The following is a 15,457-nucleotide window of genomic DNA, read 5'->3' on the forward strand; positions in this document are numbered from 1 at the left end:
TTTATTTTCTGATCAATGCTCCTGCATTTTTTTCAAATGCGGTCATTAATTTGTGCATGGTCTTATCGATCAATTTATCCGTCAGGGTTTGTTGATCGTCCTGTAGGTAAAAACTCAGCGCATAGGCCTTTTGGTTGGGCGCTACCTTATCGCCGGTGTACACGTCGAACACGTTGATTCGCTTGAGTAGCTTTCCCCCGGCCTTGATCGCCAGCTGACGCAATTCTTCAAAACTCACCTGCTGGTCAATCACTAGCGAGAGATCCCTGCGCACCTCCGGAAATTTGGAGATTTCCCGGTATCTTTCCTGTTTTTTGGCCAATTTGACCAGCCTATCCCAGTCCAATTCAGCGAAATATACTTCTTGCTTCACTCCGGCCTGCCGGGTTACGGCGGTTTCCAACAGCCCAATGTCTCCCAACTCCTGCTGGTTTACCCGCAGCGTAAGCCCGTAAGTATACGGGGCGCGCTCCACCAGCTGCACGTCGGGAAGCGGTATATTTAACTTGGCTAGCAGTGCCTCGACTACTGCGTACAACTCCGGGAAGCCTGCTGGCTCCGATGCGTGCATCCAGTTTTCCCGGATGGAATTTCCCGTTAGAAACAACGAAAGGCGCTTCCCCTCTACGTAGCCCTTCTCGATCTTCGAATAGACCGAACCAAATTCAAATACCTTCAGGTCTTTTTGACGCCGGTTGATGTTGTGTGCCAACACTTCCAGTCCCGTGTACAGCAGGGACTGCCGGAGCACCCCGAGTTCCTCACTCAATTTATTTAAAATTACCACGTCCTTTTCTACATCCAGGAAATTTGCTTCCGAAGAATAGGCAGCACTGCTAAGGGAATTGGTGATGATTTCGCTGTAGCCCATACCTGCCAGGGTCTCGGAAATCCGGTATTGAAGCTTGTTCCCATCTTTTTCCGGGTGTTCTGCCAGGTATTCCGACTGATAATTGTCCTTTAGGGGTATCGCATCAAATCCGTAAATCCGTAAAATCTCTTCGATCACATCTGCTTCCCTGGTAACGTCTACCCGATAGGGAGGAACCCGTGCCAGAAATCCTTCGCTGGTTTCTTCCTCCACCCGGATGTCAAGGGATTCCAAAATGGTTTTTATCTCCTTCCGATCAATCACTTCGCCAATCAGCCGGTCCACATGCCGGTACGCTACAGGTACCGGCAGATAGGTAGCAGGTGCCGGATAGTGATCGACTATCGCCGAGCTAATTTCTCCACCTGCGAGTTCGCGGATAAGCATCGCCGCCCGCTTCAAGGCAAATACCGGCATATTGGGGTCGGTGCCTCGCTCAAACCGGAAGGAAGCATCGGTTTTAATGCCGTGGTGCTGCGCCCCCTTGCGAATCACGTCCGCTCCAAAGCAGGCACTTTCCAAAAAGATTGTCTGTGTATCGTCCGTAACTCCAGAGTCCTTTCCCCCCAGAACACCCGCCATGCAAAGCCCCCCTTTGCTATCACAAATCATGAGCTCCTCTCCTGTCAGGATTCTTTCTTTTCCTTCGAGGGTGGTAAATTTGGTACCCTTTGGGAGCCGCTTGACCTGTATTTCATTTCCGGTGATCACATCTGCATCAAAGGCATGCAATGGTTGGCCCAGATCATGCAGGATGAAATTGGTAACGTCCACAATAACGTTGATGGGTTCCAGGTCGATTGCTCTGAGGTAATTTTGAAGCCATTGGGGAGAGGGTACGACCTTCACCCCACGGATGGTCAGTCCGGCATACCGGGGACAGTCGGTCGTATCGGCCACGGAAACCGCAAAAGTGGGGCCTTCCCTATCTACGGCGAAGTCCGATACATCGGGCAGTACGAGTTCCTTCCGCAAAAGTGCTTTCAGATCGCGGGCGACGCCCAAATGAGAAGCTGCATCCGCGCGATTGGGTGTCAGGCCGATTTCTAGCACGGCTGTTTCACTGCTTTCGATCAGGGAGCCCAGCGGAGTACCGTTTGGAAGGTCCGTATCCAAAACCAGGATGCCCTCGTGGCTGCTGCCCAGGCCCAATTCGTCCTCGGCACAAATCATTCCCTCGGATACTTCTCCGCGAATTTTGGCTTTTTTTATTGCAAAGGGTTCCCCCTCCGTGGGATACAAGGTAGCGCCTACAATAGCAACCGGGACCTTCTGCCCTTTTGCCACATTTGGAGCCCCGCACACGATGGGTAAAAGGCGTTCGCCTATGTCCACACGCGTCAGGCTGAGTTTATCCGCATTTGGGTGCGGCTCGCAATGGATCACTTCGCCGATAACTACCCCTTTTAGGCCTCCTTTTATGGACTCATAGGTGGAAATACCTTCCACCTCCAGCCCGGAAGCCGTGAGCAAATCAGCAATCTCTTCGGGACTTTGGTCAAAAGGTAGGTAATCTTTGAGTCTATTGATCGAAATTTTCATTGTTTCAGTTTTGACTAAGATACAAATTTACGATAATTGACCTCTACTGAAAGGTTATTTATCGTAATTTTTCTCCCCTGCCCGAATAGGAATTTCAAGTATATTCTCTCGTGGAGGAATGGGGCAGGCATAATCCGGATTATAGGCGCAATACGGATTGTAAGCCAGGTTAAAGTCAATATTGAGGGAAGATTGCCCATCCTGCCGGAGGTTGAGGTAACGCCCGCCACCATAGGTTTCGTCCCCGGAGGTTTTATCTGCAAAAGCCAGGAAAAAATTCCTCCGGTCCGCTTCGTCCTCTGCCTGTAGCAAAAGTAACTTTATGGTCTGTCCCTGCAGTTCGAAAACGGCAAAGGAATGCCGGATGTATCGTTCCAGGCTGCCGTCGGTCATGGGGATTTCCAGGATCCTTCTGTCTGCTACCGGTTCCAGCCGCGCCCGTACCTTGTAGGCAGGGTCGACGGGATAGAAATCCAGGGAATCCATGTCTTCCTTTTGCTCCGCCTTTAGCGGGGAATCCAGGTTGTATTTCAGGAATTTAAACTGACGCTCCCGTTCCGCTTCAATAGTAGTTCGGTAGAACTCCGGATCCTCGGTACCCGTGAAGGTATACAGTAGGGAAGCGGCGATTACCAGGGCCACAAATGCCCAAAATAGATTCTTTTTATTCATAGTGATTCATATCATGCCTTCATCTGCGAAGCTAAAATAGCCAACATCTGTGAAAATAACATGATCCAATACCGGAAGCTCCAGATTTTTGCCCACCAGACAGAGTTTCTTGGTGAGGGTAATGTCAGCGGTAGAGGGCTTGAGGTTGCCTGAGGGATGATTGTGAACCAAAATCAACGCATTGGCGAGTAATTCGATCCCATATTTAAATATCAACTTGGGATCTGCGATGGTGGCCGCAGTCCCTCCCTGACTGATCAACTGCTTTTTGATGACCAGGTTGCTACGATTGAGAAAAAGTACATAAAAGTACTCTACGGTTTCGTCCTGCAGTTCCTGCCGCATCAGCCGGTAAACATCCGCAGAGGAAGAAATTTTGTCTTTTTTATGGGGATCTCCGTCTTTTCTGCGCCTGCCCAATTCCAGCGCGCTGACGATGCTGATGGCTTTGGCCTCTCCGATGCCCTTGAATTTTTTCAAGTCATTGACCGAGAGTTTGGCCAATTGGGCGAGGTCATGGTCTACACTCTTGAGGATATGCCGGGAAAGGTCCACGGCACTCAGGTGCTGGGTTCCCGAACCTATCAAAATGGCGATCAATTCTGCATCAGAAAGGTGGGATTTTCCTCTCAGAAGTAATTTCTCCCGGGGACGGTCTTCTTCCGCTAGCGCGGAAATGCGTATCGACTGGTAATTTTCCATGGCAAAAAAAGTAACTGGAACATGGCCATCCACCCCTCGCATCTAAACCCAACTTCCCCGAAAGCGGTAGATAACCCGATAAAATTAAAAAAATAATTGACATAAAAAAACCCTTACCTGTTTTTGGAGAAGGGTTTTATGATGCGTGTACAAGTACCTGCCTCGTTAAAGAGAATTCACCAATTTGGTCAATTTTGATTTTTTATTGGAGGCATTGTTCTTGTGAATGACGTTTTTCTTAGCCAGTCTATCCAGCATGGAAGTTACCTGCTTCAATAATTCCTGCGCCTCGGATTTGTCTTCGGTATTTCTCAATCTCTTGATGAAGGTCCTGGTGGTTTTGGCCTGATACCTGTTTCTCAATCTTTTGGCTTCATTTGCACGAATTCTCTTTAAAGCCGATTTGTGATTTGCCATATGCTTGCTATACGATTAACTAGTTTCCTGATTCTTTATGGACCGCAAATTTAACCGTTTAATTTATAAATACAAAACATTTTTCCAAATATAGGAACCGTGGACGCTGCATATTTCCCCGATTTTAAGTACTTTAGATCGGGTTTTCGTCTTAATTTATGCGATCGGTAGTTTTGGTAATCGTTTTTCTACTTTCTTCCACGCGGCTTCCGGCTTGGGGTTTTTATGCGCATAAACTCATCAACCAGCAAGCGATCTTTTCGCTGCCCCCGGAGCTGATGGTGTTTTTCAAGCCTCAGGCGTCCTTTCTCCGGGAAAAGGCCGTAAACCCTGATCGGCGACGGTACGCGGTAAAAGGTGAGGCGGAGAAGCACTTCATCGATCTGGACGTATACGGGGACAGTGCGCTGCAGGTATTGCCCCGCTACTGGCCCGATGCCGTGGCCCTTATTGGCGAGGACAGCCTGCGAAAATCAGGGATCGCTCCCTGGAGCACCTACCGAACGTTTTTACAACTGGTTCGGGCATTTGAACGAAAGGAAGGAGAAAACATTCTCCGCCTGGCCGCAGACCTGGGGCACTACCTGGGAGACATCCACGTTCCCCTGCACACCACCAAGAATTACAACGGTCAATTCACCGGTCAATACGGAATTCACGGGTTTTGGGAATCCCGCCTCCCGGAACTTTATGCGGAAAGCTACAACTTCTTTGTCGGTAAAGCCGAATACGTCAAGGATCCACAGCAGGCTATCTGGCACACCGTCGGCCAATCGCATGCCGCGCTGGACTCCGTGCTGGGGTTTGAAGCTGTTTTAAATAAACGATTTGCCGAAGACAAAAAGTACAGCTTCGAGGAACGCGGCGGCATCAATACCCGCGTGTATTCACGGGCCTACAGCGAGGCCTATCACCAAATGCTGGCCGGGCAGGTGGAACGACAAATGCGGAAAACCATAAAACTTATTGCCGACTTTTGGTACACCGCCTGGATTCTTGCGGGACAGCCTGATCTCGACGGTAGCACGCCCAATCTGCCAGAAAACGAAGACGAACCCGGGGCTCCTGCCGATCCTACGCTAAAAATACGGGACCACGAGACCTTTTTCAGGAATCCACCAGCACATCTTTCGAGGAGTTTAAGTACGTATGTATGCTCCGCGCCAGCCGCTCGAACGTATTTCGAAAGACGTCCTCGTTTTCTTCCAATAGGGTGACCCGAAACCCGCGTAACTCCGAACAAAAGGAACTAACAGGCACCACACAGATCCGCTCGGCCGCCAGTAGGTGATACACAAACCGTTTGTCATGCGGCATTTCTTTTTCCTGAAGCCATTGGTCCAGGTGCTTTTGGACGCGGGCATCTGGAATGGGTAAAAACTGATTTTCGTCCAATACCCCTTCTTCAAATATGATGGTGTTGTAAAAAGCCCCTTTGGTTTTATTGAATTTGATCCCCCGGACCTGGCCGAGTACCTCCTCCATGATGCGACTGCGGATACCGATGGCTGCATTGGCCGTCTTCCGGTATTCCCGATAAGCAGGGTGGCTCATGATTTTCGGAATAGCAAGTTGAGGAAGGGTGGTGGAGCAAACCTCTATCATTTTGGCGTTTTCCAGGGTCGTGCATAATTTGGTAAACTCCTCCGACGTATGCTGGTTGTAAAACTCCATCCAGCCGCAGCGCGATCCGGGCCAGGGAAATTCCTTGGAAATTCCTTTGAGCGAAATACCGGGCAGGTCATTGCCCAGTATCTCTGCCAGGCTAATGGCCTCGTATCCATTGTAGGTGATGTTTTGGTAGATTTCGTCGGCAATCAGCAACAAGTTAAATTCCCTGGCAATTTCCACAAACCGATCCAATACCTCCCGGGGATACACCATCCCGGTGGGATTATCCGGATTGATGATCAGGATACCCACGATCGAGTCATTGTACTTTACCTTATTGTACAGATCCTCCATATCCGGGTACCAGTTATTGTCCGGATCCAGGTTGTAGGTTAGGGGCCGGGTATTGGCGTGGGCTGCCTCTGCGGAGCTATGTGTAGAATAAGCCGGAGAGGGACCGATTATCCGCGCCGTTGGAATCAAAAACTGATACAACTTGGCGATGCCGTCACCCAGACCATTGAAGAATAAAATGTCTTCGGGACCAATTTGTACCCCTCCCTTTTGGTTGGTAAGGTTCGCCAAAAATCTACGGGTAGCCATCATCCCTTTGCTGTCGGCATACCCGTAAGTTTGATCCTCCTGCACCAGGCTACTTACGATTTCTTTCATCCACTCGGGGATGGTATTGTTTTTTTGGATAGGGTCTCCGATGTTTTCCCAGGTAATGGGGTAGCCCAACTCCTCGATCATCCGGGCTTTTTTTACAATGCCCCTTATCTCGTAATTCAATTCTCCAGCGCCCGGACGCAATAACAATTGTCTCATCATAACTTTCCCGAAAAGGTACAAACCAGACACAAAGAAACAAAAAAGCAAAACAACCTGTATCCCGATACAAAAAAAAAGCGGATGGCCTCAAAGGGCTTACCGCTTTTTTTGGTAGCAAGATTCGGGGAACCCTCCGGGAAGCCTTTTTGCTGATTCCCGTTACCGATCGCAAACAGGAGACAAATAGATCTGACTGCTGCCTCTTTTTCTGCTTATTTCAATTTTTTGTACTTGATCCGCCTGGGCATGGTGTCTCCCAAGCGCTTTTTCTTGTTTTCTTCGTAGTCCGAAAAGTTGCCTTCAAACCAATACACCGAGCTGTCGCCTTCGAAGGCCAGGATATGGGTGCAGATTCGGTCCAGAAACCAACGGTCGTGGGAAATGATCACTGCGCATCCGCCAAAATTTTCCAGGGCTTCCTCCAGTGCACGCAACGTGTTCACATCCAAATCGTTGGTTGGCTCATCCAGGAGCAGGAGATTCCCGCCTTTTTTGAGGGTCATGGCCAGGTGCACCCGGTTCCTTTCACCTCCGGAAAGAACGCCTACTTTCTTTTCCTGATCTGCTCCTCCAAAATTAAAACGGCTTACGTATGCCCTTCCATTGATCTCCTTCGATCCCAATTGGATGAATTCGTTCCCGTCGGTGATGGTTTCGTACACGGACTTTTTCGGATCCAGGTCATCGTGTTCCTGGTCCACGTAGGCGATTTCCACTGTTTCACCGATCTCAAAATGCCCGGAGTCGGGTTTCTCACTACCCGTAATCAGGTTAAAGAGCGTGGATTTACCGGCACCATTTGGCCCGATGACGCCTACAATCCCTCCTTGAGGCAGCGAAAACGTAAGGTCGTCAAACAATAGCTTGTCGCCAAAGGCTTTGGAAACGCCTTTTACCTCGATCACCTTGCTTCCGAGGCGGGGTCCAGGGGGAATGTATAATTCCAATTTCGATTCTTTTTCTCTTCCTTCTTCGCCCACCAGTTTTTCATAGGCACTCAATCGTGCCTTCCCTTTGGATTGCCGGGCTTTGGGAGTCATGCGAATCCATTCCAGTTCCCGCTCCAGGGTTTTCTGTCTTTTAGAAGCTGTTTTTTCTTCCTTTTGTAGGCGCTCCTGCTTTTGCTCCAACCAACTTGAATAGTTTCCCTTCCAGGGAATCCCCTCGCCCCTGTCCAATTCAAGTATCCATCCGGCTACATTGTCCAGAAAGTACCGATCGTGTGTCACTGCGATCACGGTCCCTTTGTACTGTTTGAGGTGCTGCTCCAGCCACAAAACAGACTCGGCATCGAGGTGATTGGTGGGTTCATCCAGCAGCAATACATCGGGTTCCTGTAACAGCAAGCGGCAGAGCGCTACGCGTCGCTTTTCTCCACCCGAGAGGTTTTCTACCGGGGCATCCGCAGGTGGCAGCCGGAGGGCATCCATCGCTTTTTCCAGCATGGTTTCAAGTTCCCAGGCATTGGCAGCATCAAGTTTTTCCTGAACTTCGCCTTGTTGGTGGATGAGTTTATCCATGGCATCGGGATCTTCCATGAGCGCTGGATCCATGAATTTTTCGTTGATTGCTTCAAACTCCTTCAGCAATCCAATGGTCGCCGCTACGGCTTCTTCCACGACTTCCTTGACCGTTTTGCCGGGATCGAGTTCGGGCTCTTGCTCCAGCATGCCAACAGAATAACCCGGAGACCAGACCACTTCCCCCTGATATTCGGTGTCTTTCCCTGCGATAATCCGAAGCAGGGAGCTTTTACCGGATCCATTAAGACCCAAGACACCTATTTTGGCCCCATAAAAAAACGATAGATAAATATCTTTTAGCACTTTCTTCTGTGGAGGGTAGATTTTTGAGACTCCCGCCATAGAAAAAATTATTTTTTCGGTACTCATGGTTCTTTTGCGTTTAATTCAATCAACAAAGATGGTAAAAAATCCGCTTTCTTAGGATAAATGAACCATTATTAATTAATTTGCAGAAATTGGAAAAACCACTTCAAAATTACAACCAACCCTGCTAATCATGACGGATCATCCCTATGGATATATAAAAGACGGAAAAATTTACTTGAAAGGTTTTTTGGGCCAGGAGGACCGGATTATTGGAGAGGTGAAGGAGGATGAGGCTTCCACCATCCGCTACTTCGAAGACCGCTTTGAGACCGTAAAGGCCAAGGTAGAAAAACTGAAACAGGACATCCAGGAAAACCAAAACAAGGGGTCCTTTCTGATGAAGCTGATTCACTTGAAAAATGCTTTGATGCACTACGATGGGCTGGGAGACTTTCCTGCGCTCATCCAAGAGCTCGAGGAGCAGGAAGCCTATCTGGAAGAAATCATTCAGGCCAATCGGGAAAAAAACCTGGAAATAAAGAAAGCGCTGATAGAAGAGGCCAATGCAATAAAAAACAGCACCGATTGGAAAGAGGCTTCCGAAGCGTTTAAGGAGTTGAAGCTGAAGTGGCTCAAAACCGGGCCTGTAGACAAAGAAATCCAAGATGAAATCGAAGGGCAATTTCAGGCAATTCTTGATGTCTTTTACAGTAACCGCAAGAACTATTTTGACGGGTTGGCATTGCAGGCAGAACAGAACATCAAGGTTTACGAGAGCTTGCTGGAACAGGCCAGGGAAGCGCACGACCTACCCGATGCAAAAACGGCTTTTGAGATCAGCAAAAAGATACAAAAGCAATGGAAAGCATCCGGTAGGGTTCCAGCGGCCAAACGACAGCCGATATGGGATGAATTTAGCAAGTTAAACAACCGGATTTTTAGCCGATACCGGCGAATGAGCCAGAATGCCCCTCGTCTCAGCCCGGGATTGATGATCAAAAAGATCGAAAAATTAGCCGAAGAAATGAAGCTTTTGTCCAAAGGTGCCGTGGACGACAGCAAACTGGCGCAGGCAAAACGCCTACAGGCGGAATGGAAAAAACTTCCCCCAAAAAAACCCAGAAACGCACAACAAAGTATTGGCGCTTTCGTATTCTTTTCAGAAATCGTCTTCGAGAAATCCTTTCTGGACAAATTGTGTCATTCCAAGTATCCCGGCTTTGATGAAAAAGATCCGTCGGAACAGGTGGTAATCAAGTCCGGATTGCTCAAAGACCTGATCGCGAGGGACCAACGGGAGTTAAACACCGTCAGAGAAAATACGGACAATTTCCGCACGCAGGAAGACGATTTTGACCACATGATGCGGCGAAAAATTGCCGCCCACAAACGAAAAGTGGATGTCAAAAACCACATATTAAAAGAACTTACAAACAATTGATTCGTAATTGTTTGAGTTTTGAAAAGAATTTCTATTTTTGCACCCCGTTCAAGGGGACGTTTAAATTTGTGTAGACTATGTATTGGACTTTAGAACTTGCCTCCTATTTGGAAGACGCTCCGTGGCCTGCCACTAAAGATGAGTTGATTGACTTTGCTATCCGGTCGGGAGCACCACTGGAGGTTGTAGAGAACCTTCAGGAGCTGGAGGATGACGGCGAACCTTATGAAAACATAGAGGAAATTTGGCCGGATTATCCGACAAAAGATGATTTCTTCTTCAACGAAGACGAATATTAAACCGAAAGCCTTCCCCTGTGGAAGGTTTTTTTTGTTTCTCTTTTCCGACCTGCGACCCTCTATTCAACCGCGTTACTTTCGTTCCTAGATACGCAAGGCTTTCCTCAACTTACCCATACCCGTTTTGCTTACCGGCAGGTGGGTTCCCTCTTTTAGGTAGACCAGGAAATTCTCCTTCTGAAAGGGCTCAATTTTACTGATCATGGAGACATTGACCAAATACGATCGGTGAATCCGTGTAAATTCATTTGGATTCAAGACCTTCTCAAAATACCCCATGGTGCCCAGCTTCAGGTAACCTTTGCCATCGCATACGATCTTGACGTAATCCCCCTCGGCAGAAAAATAGGCGATCGCATCGATCGGTAAAATATGGATATTGTTTCCTGCTTTGACGACAACCCGTTGTAGATAATCCCGGGTAGCGCGCTCCTCACCGATCGCACGCAGCCCGGCTGCCAATCCGTACGGCTCATGCATCTCCCGGCTGACTTTTTCCAGCGCCTGCCGCAAGCGATCGAGGGAAAACGGCTTCAGTAAATAATCGATCGCTTGCTGCTCAAAGGCACGAATGGCATAGGTATCGTAAGCGGTAGTGAAGATCACTTTCGGTGGCTCGTCGAGCAACTCCAGTAACTCAAACCCGTTGATCTTCGGCATCTCAATGTCTAAAAAAACCAGCTCGGGCTTTAATTCGGAGATACCTTTGAAGCCTTCGAAGCCATCCTGAAAAGCACCCACCAGCTCAAAATCCGGAAAGGACGCCAGGTAATCTGCCAACAGCTCCCGGGCCAGGGGCTCGTCATCGATAATTACACATCGTATCATGTCAACCTGTCTGAGGAATTTTAATCGTTGCGCTAAAAACTCCCTCGGTATTCCGAATCAGTAACAAGTCTTTCCTTCCAAAAATAAGGAACAACCGACGTTCCAAACTTTCGAGACCAAATCCTGTGCCAGCAGCCGTTCCTAACGGATTATCAGTAGGGTTTTCCACGGTCACTGACAGCAGCTGCCCTTCCTTTTTTGCCTCAATACGAATCAAAATATCGCCCGTCATCCCATACAAGCCATGCTTTACTGCATTCTCTACCAGGGTTTGAATCAGAAGCGAAGGTAACTTCAATGCATCGGCATCGCTGGGGACCACCAGTTCGTATGCCAGGCGCTGACCAAACCTGATTTTTTCAAGTTCGAGGTACTGGCCGATTACATTCATTTCCCGGGTTAAGCTTTCCCATTTCCTGGGGTCCTTGTTCAGGTTTTCCCGGTAAAAATCAGCAAGCCCTTGCACCATTTCCCGGGCTTTTTCCGGTTGCCTTGCCAGTAAGGCATTAATTGAATTCAGACTATTGAATAAAAAATGGGGCTGCATCTGTTGGCGCAGGTAATGTAGCTCTGCATCGGCAGAAAGCTTTTGCCGCAACTCTCCCCGCTGCATCTGTTGAAATTCGTTGACGGAGGTTTTCCCAGACAGGATAATCAATCCCGACAAATGGAACAACAATAGTCCCACGATAACCCGAAACGGAAGGGATGCTTCGAAAAGGGCTAAAAATTCTGGATTACCCAAAAGCGCACTCTTCCATAGCAACCTGCAACAAAAAACAAGCCCTATGCTAATGACCAGGGAAAACATCAAGGCAGGCCAGGTTTTGAACTTTCCGCTGGGATAGTAATACAGCATGAGATTCAAAAGAAATACCCCTAGACCAAAGGCCAGCGTACTGGTAATGGCATCCTGGATTGCCCACTCCCACTGCTGGTGCCAAAAAAAAGAACAGGCAAGCATACCCGTAAAGACCAGTAGCAGGAATGCCAGGTGATCCAAGGGCTCGCCCGTCAGTTTATGGATTTTCAGTTGGTTATCCATGGGTAATCCATCCACTAATAGGAAGAAATCTCTATGCCGCCAAAAATAACCGTCCCGGAAATCACCAACCGCTTTTGAGGATCCTGAGTGGCCTGGTGAAAGTGGCGTTTGTCTTCGACTCCCGCGGCCAGGTTACTAACCCCCAACTGTACGTCCCAATGGGGCGGCACAATGAGTTTGACTCCGCCGAATACGACAGAAACCTTAAGAACCGCCTGCGCTTCTATATCTGCATGCATCAAATCTATATCGGAACCCCCAAATACGGTGGTGATTTCCCCTCCTTTGAAATGCTTGGACATGACTTTGCGTTTCAGACCACAAAACAAGGCCTCCACATTGAGGTAATCGGAGCTATTCGTAGGCTCGCCCTCGGTGTCATTTTGTGTACGGAGCTTTTTTTCCCACTTATCGTAGTTGCCCTCCCAGTCCGTCCAGTTGATCGCGGGGTTTTTGTTCTTTTTAAACAAAATAAACAACCCCAGAAAGATAAGTGCCAGCGGCAGCAGGTAAGGCCCGATTTCGAAAGGCAAAAACACCTTGTCTCTCAATAAAAAAAAGCCTCCGATAACCAATAGCACGACCGAACCGGTATTCTGAAAGCCGTTTTTATACCCGGAATACAACCCGATAGCGATTAAGATCATCGGCCAGGAAAAAATCCACCCGGGAATGAGTACGCCGATCTGTTTTAATAGCAGCAACGCTCCAATGACTAAAATCAGCACCCCCAGTGCGTGATTTCCATTTCGTATGTTTTTCATGGTTTCACTTATTTTACTTTTAAGGCAAGTTAGCAGAATGCTCGGACGAAATAAAGTGTCTATCTGCCAGGTACCCCCGAAAATCGATAAGCGACCGGATTTATCCGTTAAATGCCGCCATCCTTTTTAGTCAGCAGGTAATTCGAATAATCCAGATCCTCGGGACTGGTCAATTTGATGTTTTCCGGATTTCCCGGTATGAGACAAACCTCCCAACCCATGTGCTCGTAGACGGTGGCATCGTCGGTAAAAAAATCCTGCTCTCCAGCAGCAAATGCCGCCTTAATTTTTGAAAGCTGAAAAGTCTGTGGAGTCTGTACGAGCCGAAATTGTCCCCGGTCCCGAAATACGGATGTATCCGGTCCCTGCATTTCCCGAATGGAATCCTTCAACGGCACCACCGCTACGGCACTGCCAACGTCTGCGGCCACTTCGTAGCTCCGAAGGATTACCTGTCCGTCTACAAAGGGCCTTACCCCATCGTGGATGGCTACCAATCCGGATTCCTCCGAAATACTGTCGAGTCCGTTGCGCACGCTGCCAAACCTGGACGTGCCACCTTTCACCAATTGGTGCGGAAGGGTAAAACCATGGGATTCGCAGAGGGATCTCCAAAAGGAAAAATCGCCCTCCGGCAAGACCAAACGAAGCTGAATGGCGGGATCAAGGGCGTAAAAACGAGCCAGGGTGTGCATCAATACCGGCTTCCCTCCTATGGGCAGGTACTGTTTGGCGATCTTTGCACCCATACGGGTGCCCGCGCCCCCGGCGACAACGATGGCATACCTTGTCTGATTTTGTATCATGGTCGACATCAACTTACCAATAATTTGGAACAAACCAGGGCTGAGAGCACCTCCCGGCGGCCCTCGTAATCCACCGTCATGTTCTTGTCGTACACCTCTACCTCCACTACCTGCACCTGCACGCCCAATGCCAGCTCCTTACTATTGAGGTATCGGAGAAACTCATCCGAGGTATGCGCCAATGCTTTCAGTTCTACCTTTTCCCCCGGCTTGCAATCGGAGAGCATCCGGTATTCCAAAATGGCAATATGCCCCTGTTTGTTGGGGATGGGCGAACCATGGGGATCTCGCTGCGGATGCCCCAGCAACTCGTCCATCCGGTCGAAAAATTCAGGGGATTGTATGTGCTCCAGTTGCTCCGCAATATCGTGCACTTCTTCCCATCCAAAGCCCATTTTTTCTACCAAATACATTTCGGTCAGCCGGTGCTTTCGGATGATCATGGCAGCCGTTTGTCGCCCTTTCTCAGTAATCTTGAGCGGCTTGTACTTTTCGTACTCCAAAAGTCCCATCCCGGCTAATTTTTTTACCATGCTATTAACGGAGGGCAAACTTACTTCCAGCGCCTGTGCAATACCTGTGGTGTTGACTTCATCAGTAACAATGGCCTGATTGAAAATCACTTTGAGGTAGTTTTCTATGGATTGGCTGTTCATGCGTGAAACTTTACGGGCAAAGATAAAAAATTATTGAAATAAATTTGTTAGTCAATGCTAACTATTTAAATTTGTCTTAACTAATTACCAACGGCGGCGATAGCCTCCGTCTGATCAGCAATGGTCTGGTAATGGCCCACACCTATGCCTGATTCGGCGAAACAGGAACCCATTGCCGCCCTACTCAATACCTACACCGTATGTTAGACACGATTATCGACTATTTGGCTAGTATTTCGCCCGTGAAGGCTGCCTTTCTGGCCACCCTGTTTACCTGGCTACTTACCGCCGTTGGTGCCGGATTTGTTTTTTTCTTCAAACAAATGAACCGACCGCTTTTAGACGCGATGCTGGGCTTTACGGGCGGAGTGATGATCGCCGCCAGTTTTTGGAGTTTGCTGGCTCCGGCGATCAGTATGAGCGAGGGAGAGGGGTTTTTCAAGGTGATGCCAGCTGCTCTGGGTTTTGTGGGAGGCTCGCTGTTTATTTTCTTTCTGGATAAGGTATTGCCCCACCTGCATGTCAATTTCAAAAAAGCCGAGGGGATCAAAACCCCCTGGCAGAAAACCACTTTGCTGGTACTGGCGATCACCATGCACAATATACCCGAAGGCCTGGCAGTAGGCGTTTTGTTCGGTGGGGCTGCCTCGGCCATGCCGGAAGCCACCATTGCCGGAGCCGTAGTCCTGGCGCTGGGCATAGGTCTGCAAAACCTTCCCGAAGGAATCGCTGTGGCTGTACCGCTCCGACGTATGGGGATGAGCCGCCGAAAAAGCTTTTTCTTCGGCCAATCCTCAGCACTGGTGGAACCCATAGCAGGGGTGTTGGGAGCGGCAGCCATTACCATCTTTACCCCGGTGCTTCCCTATGCGCTTGCCTTTGCGGCTGGGGCCATGATATTTGTGGTCATTGAGGAAGTCATCCCGGAAACCCAGCAGGCGGGAAATACCGATCTGGCCACCCTGGGGTTTATCGGCGGTTTCACCATCATGATGATTCTGGATGTAGCCCTGGGCTGATTTACCGGCTTTAGCTCTCTTTGTAGGGCTTCTTTCTGAATCCCTAAAAAACTGATATCCAATGAATTAAATAGAGGTAATTTAATTTAAAAACCCCGAAAATAGTCACTTTTAGGCTTTT

General features: G+C 48.8%; 15 protein-coding genes. 4 read left to right on the forward strand and 11 right to left on the reverse strand.

Translation table 11 applies throughout. From position 1 onward, the window contains the following. Position 1 precedes the first annotated feature (1 nt). The 4 genes from pheT to rpsT form a co-directional block, all read right to left on the reverse strand. Positions 2 to 2,413, reverse strand: coding sequence for a phenylalanine--tRNA ligase subunit beta (gene pheT, locus GCU44_RS17535; RefSeq protein ID WP_154858161.1), 2,412 nt, complete (start codon positions 2,411 to 2,413; stop codon positions 2 to 4). Between the two features lie 54 nt (positions 2,414 to 2,467). Beyond that, positions 2,468 to 3,085 carry a DUF1684 domain-containing protein gene (locus GCU44_RS17540; RefSeq protein ID WP_154858163.1) on the reverse strand — a complete coding sequence of 206 codons (618 nt, stop codon included), beginning with the start codon at positions 3,083 to 3,085 and terminating at the stop codon, positions 2,468 to 2,470. Positions 3,086 to 3,091: 6 nt separating this feature from the next. Then, entirely contained in the window at positions 3,092 to 3,787 is a 696-nt protein-coding gene (radC, locus tag GCU44_RS17545; protein WP_092177944.1) for a RadC family protein, read from the reverse strand. Positions 3,788 to 3,952: 165 nt separating this feature from the next. Then, entirely contained in the window at positions 3,953 to 4,204 is a 252-nt protein-coding gene (gene rpsT, locus GCU44_RS17550) for a 30S ribosomal protein S20 (RefSeq protein ID WP_092177801.1), read from the reverse strand. 158 nt (positions 4,205 to 4,362) lie between these two features. On the opposite strand from rpsT, the gene GCU44_RS17555 reads away from it, so the two are divergent. Then, positions 4,363 to 5,421, forward strand: a complete 1,059-nt coding sequence (locus GCU44_RS17555) for a zinc dependent phospholipase C family protein (protein ID WP_154858165.1) — start codon at positions 4,363 to 4,365, stop codon at positions 5,419 to 5,421. Here GCU44_RS17555 and GCU44_RS17560 read toward each other — a convergent pair. Both GCU44_RS17560 and ettA read right to left on the reverse strand, forming a co-directional pair. Beyond that, entirely contained in the window at positions 5,312 to 6,643 is a 1,332-nt protein-coding gene (locus GCU44_RS17560) for a pyridoxal phosphate-dependent aminotransferase (RefSeq protein ID WP_154858185.1), read from the reverse strand. The two genes, GCU44_RS17555 and GCU44_RS17560, sit on opposite strands and share 110 nt — an antisense overlap. A gap of 215 nt (positions 6,644 to 6,858) precedes the next feature. Continuing rightward, positions 6,859 to 8,538: an energy-dependent translational throttle protein EttA gene (gene ettA, locus GCU44_RS17565; RefSeq protein WP_154858167.1), complete on the reverse strand. Its 1,680-nt coding sequence runs from the start codon at positions 8,536 to 8,538 to the stop codon at positions 6,859 to 6,861. A gap of 130 nt (positions 8,539 to 8,668) precedes the next feature. Here ettA and GCU44_RS17570 point away from each other — a divergent pair, with 130 nt between their 5' ends. Next, on the forward strand, positions 8,669 to 9,919 hold the full coding sequence (locus GCU44_RS17570; RefSeq protein WP_154858169.1) for a DUF349 domain-containing protein: 1,251 nt from the start codon (positions 8,669 to 8,671) through the stop codon (positions 9,917 to 9,919). Positions 9,920 to 9,996: 77 nt separating this feature from the next. After that, positions 9,997 to 10,218 (forward strand): DUF2795 domain-containing protein, encoded by a 222-nt coding sequence (locus GCU44_RS17575; protein ID WP_010855875.1) that lies wholly within the window; start codon positions 9,997 to 9,999, stop codon positions 10,216 to 10,218. Between the two features lie 84 nt (positions 10,219 to 10,302). Here GCU44_RS17575 and GCU44_RS17580 read toward each other — a convergent pair whose 3' ends face one another. The 5 genes from GCU44_RS17580 to GCU44_RS17600 all read right to left on the reverse strand — a co-directional run bounded on the left by GCU44_RS17580 (position 10,303) and on the right by GCU44_RS17600 (position 14,317). Continuing rightward, complete coding sequence (locus GCU44_RS17580) at positions 10,303 to 11,046, reverse strand: LytR/AlgR family response regulator transcription factor (protein ID WP_154858171.1); 744 nt, start codon at positions 11,044 to 11,046, stop codon at positions 10,303 to 10,305. Position 11,047: 1 nt separating this feature from the next. Next, positions 11,048 to 12,091: a sensor histidine kinase gene (locus GCU44_RS17585; RefSeq protein WP_143057699.1), complete on the reverse strand. Its 1,044-nt coding sequence runs from the start codon at positions 12,089 to 12,091 to the stop codon at positions 11,048 to 11,050. Positions 12,092 to 12,105: 14 nt separating this feature from the next. Further along, entirely contained in the window at positions 12,106 to 12,855 is a 750-nt protein-coding gene (locus GCU44_RS17590) for a LiaF transmembrane domain-containing protein (protein ID WP_154858173.1), read from the reverse strand. A 107-nt stretch (positions 12,856 to 12,962) separates the two neighbouring features. Beyond that, positions 12,963 to 13,661, reverse strand: a complete 699-nt coding sequence (locus GCU44_RS17595) for a 2-C-methyl-D-erythritol 4-phosphate cytidylyltransferase (RefSeq protein WP_154858187.1) — start codon at positions 13,659 to 13,661, stop codon at positions 12,963 to 12,965. A gap of 8 nt (positions 13,662 to 13,669) precedes the next feature. Further along, on the reverse strand, positions 13,670 to 14,317 hold the full coding sequence (locus GCU44_RS17600; RefSeq protein WP_154858175.1) for a metal-dependent transcriptional regulator: 648 nt from the start codon (positions 14,315 to 14,317) through the stop codon (positions 13,670 to 13,672). A 200-nt stretch (positions 14,318 to 14,517) separates the two neighbouring features. On the opposite strand from GCU44_RS17600, the gene GCU44_RS17605 reads away from it, so the two are divergent. Beyond that, positions 14,518 to 15,336, forward strand: a complete 819-nt coding sequence (locus GCU44_RS17605) for a ZIP family metal transporter (RefSeq protein WP_154858177.1) — start codon at positions 14,518 to 14,520, stop codon at positions 15,334 to 15,336. The last annotated feature ends 121 nt before the right edge of the window (positions 15,337 to 15,457 follow it).

The sequence above is a fragment of the Cyclobacterium xiamenense genome, assembly GCF_009467825.1.
GTDB classification, from domain to species: Bacteria; Bacteroidota; Bacteroidia; order Cytophagales; family Cyclobacteriaceae; genus Cyclobacterium; species Cyclobacterium xiamenense.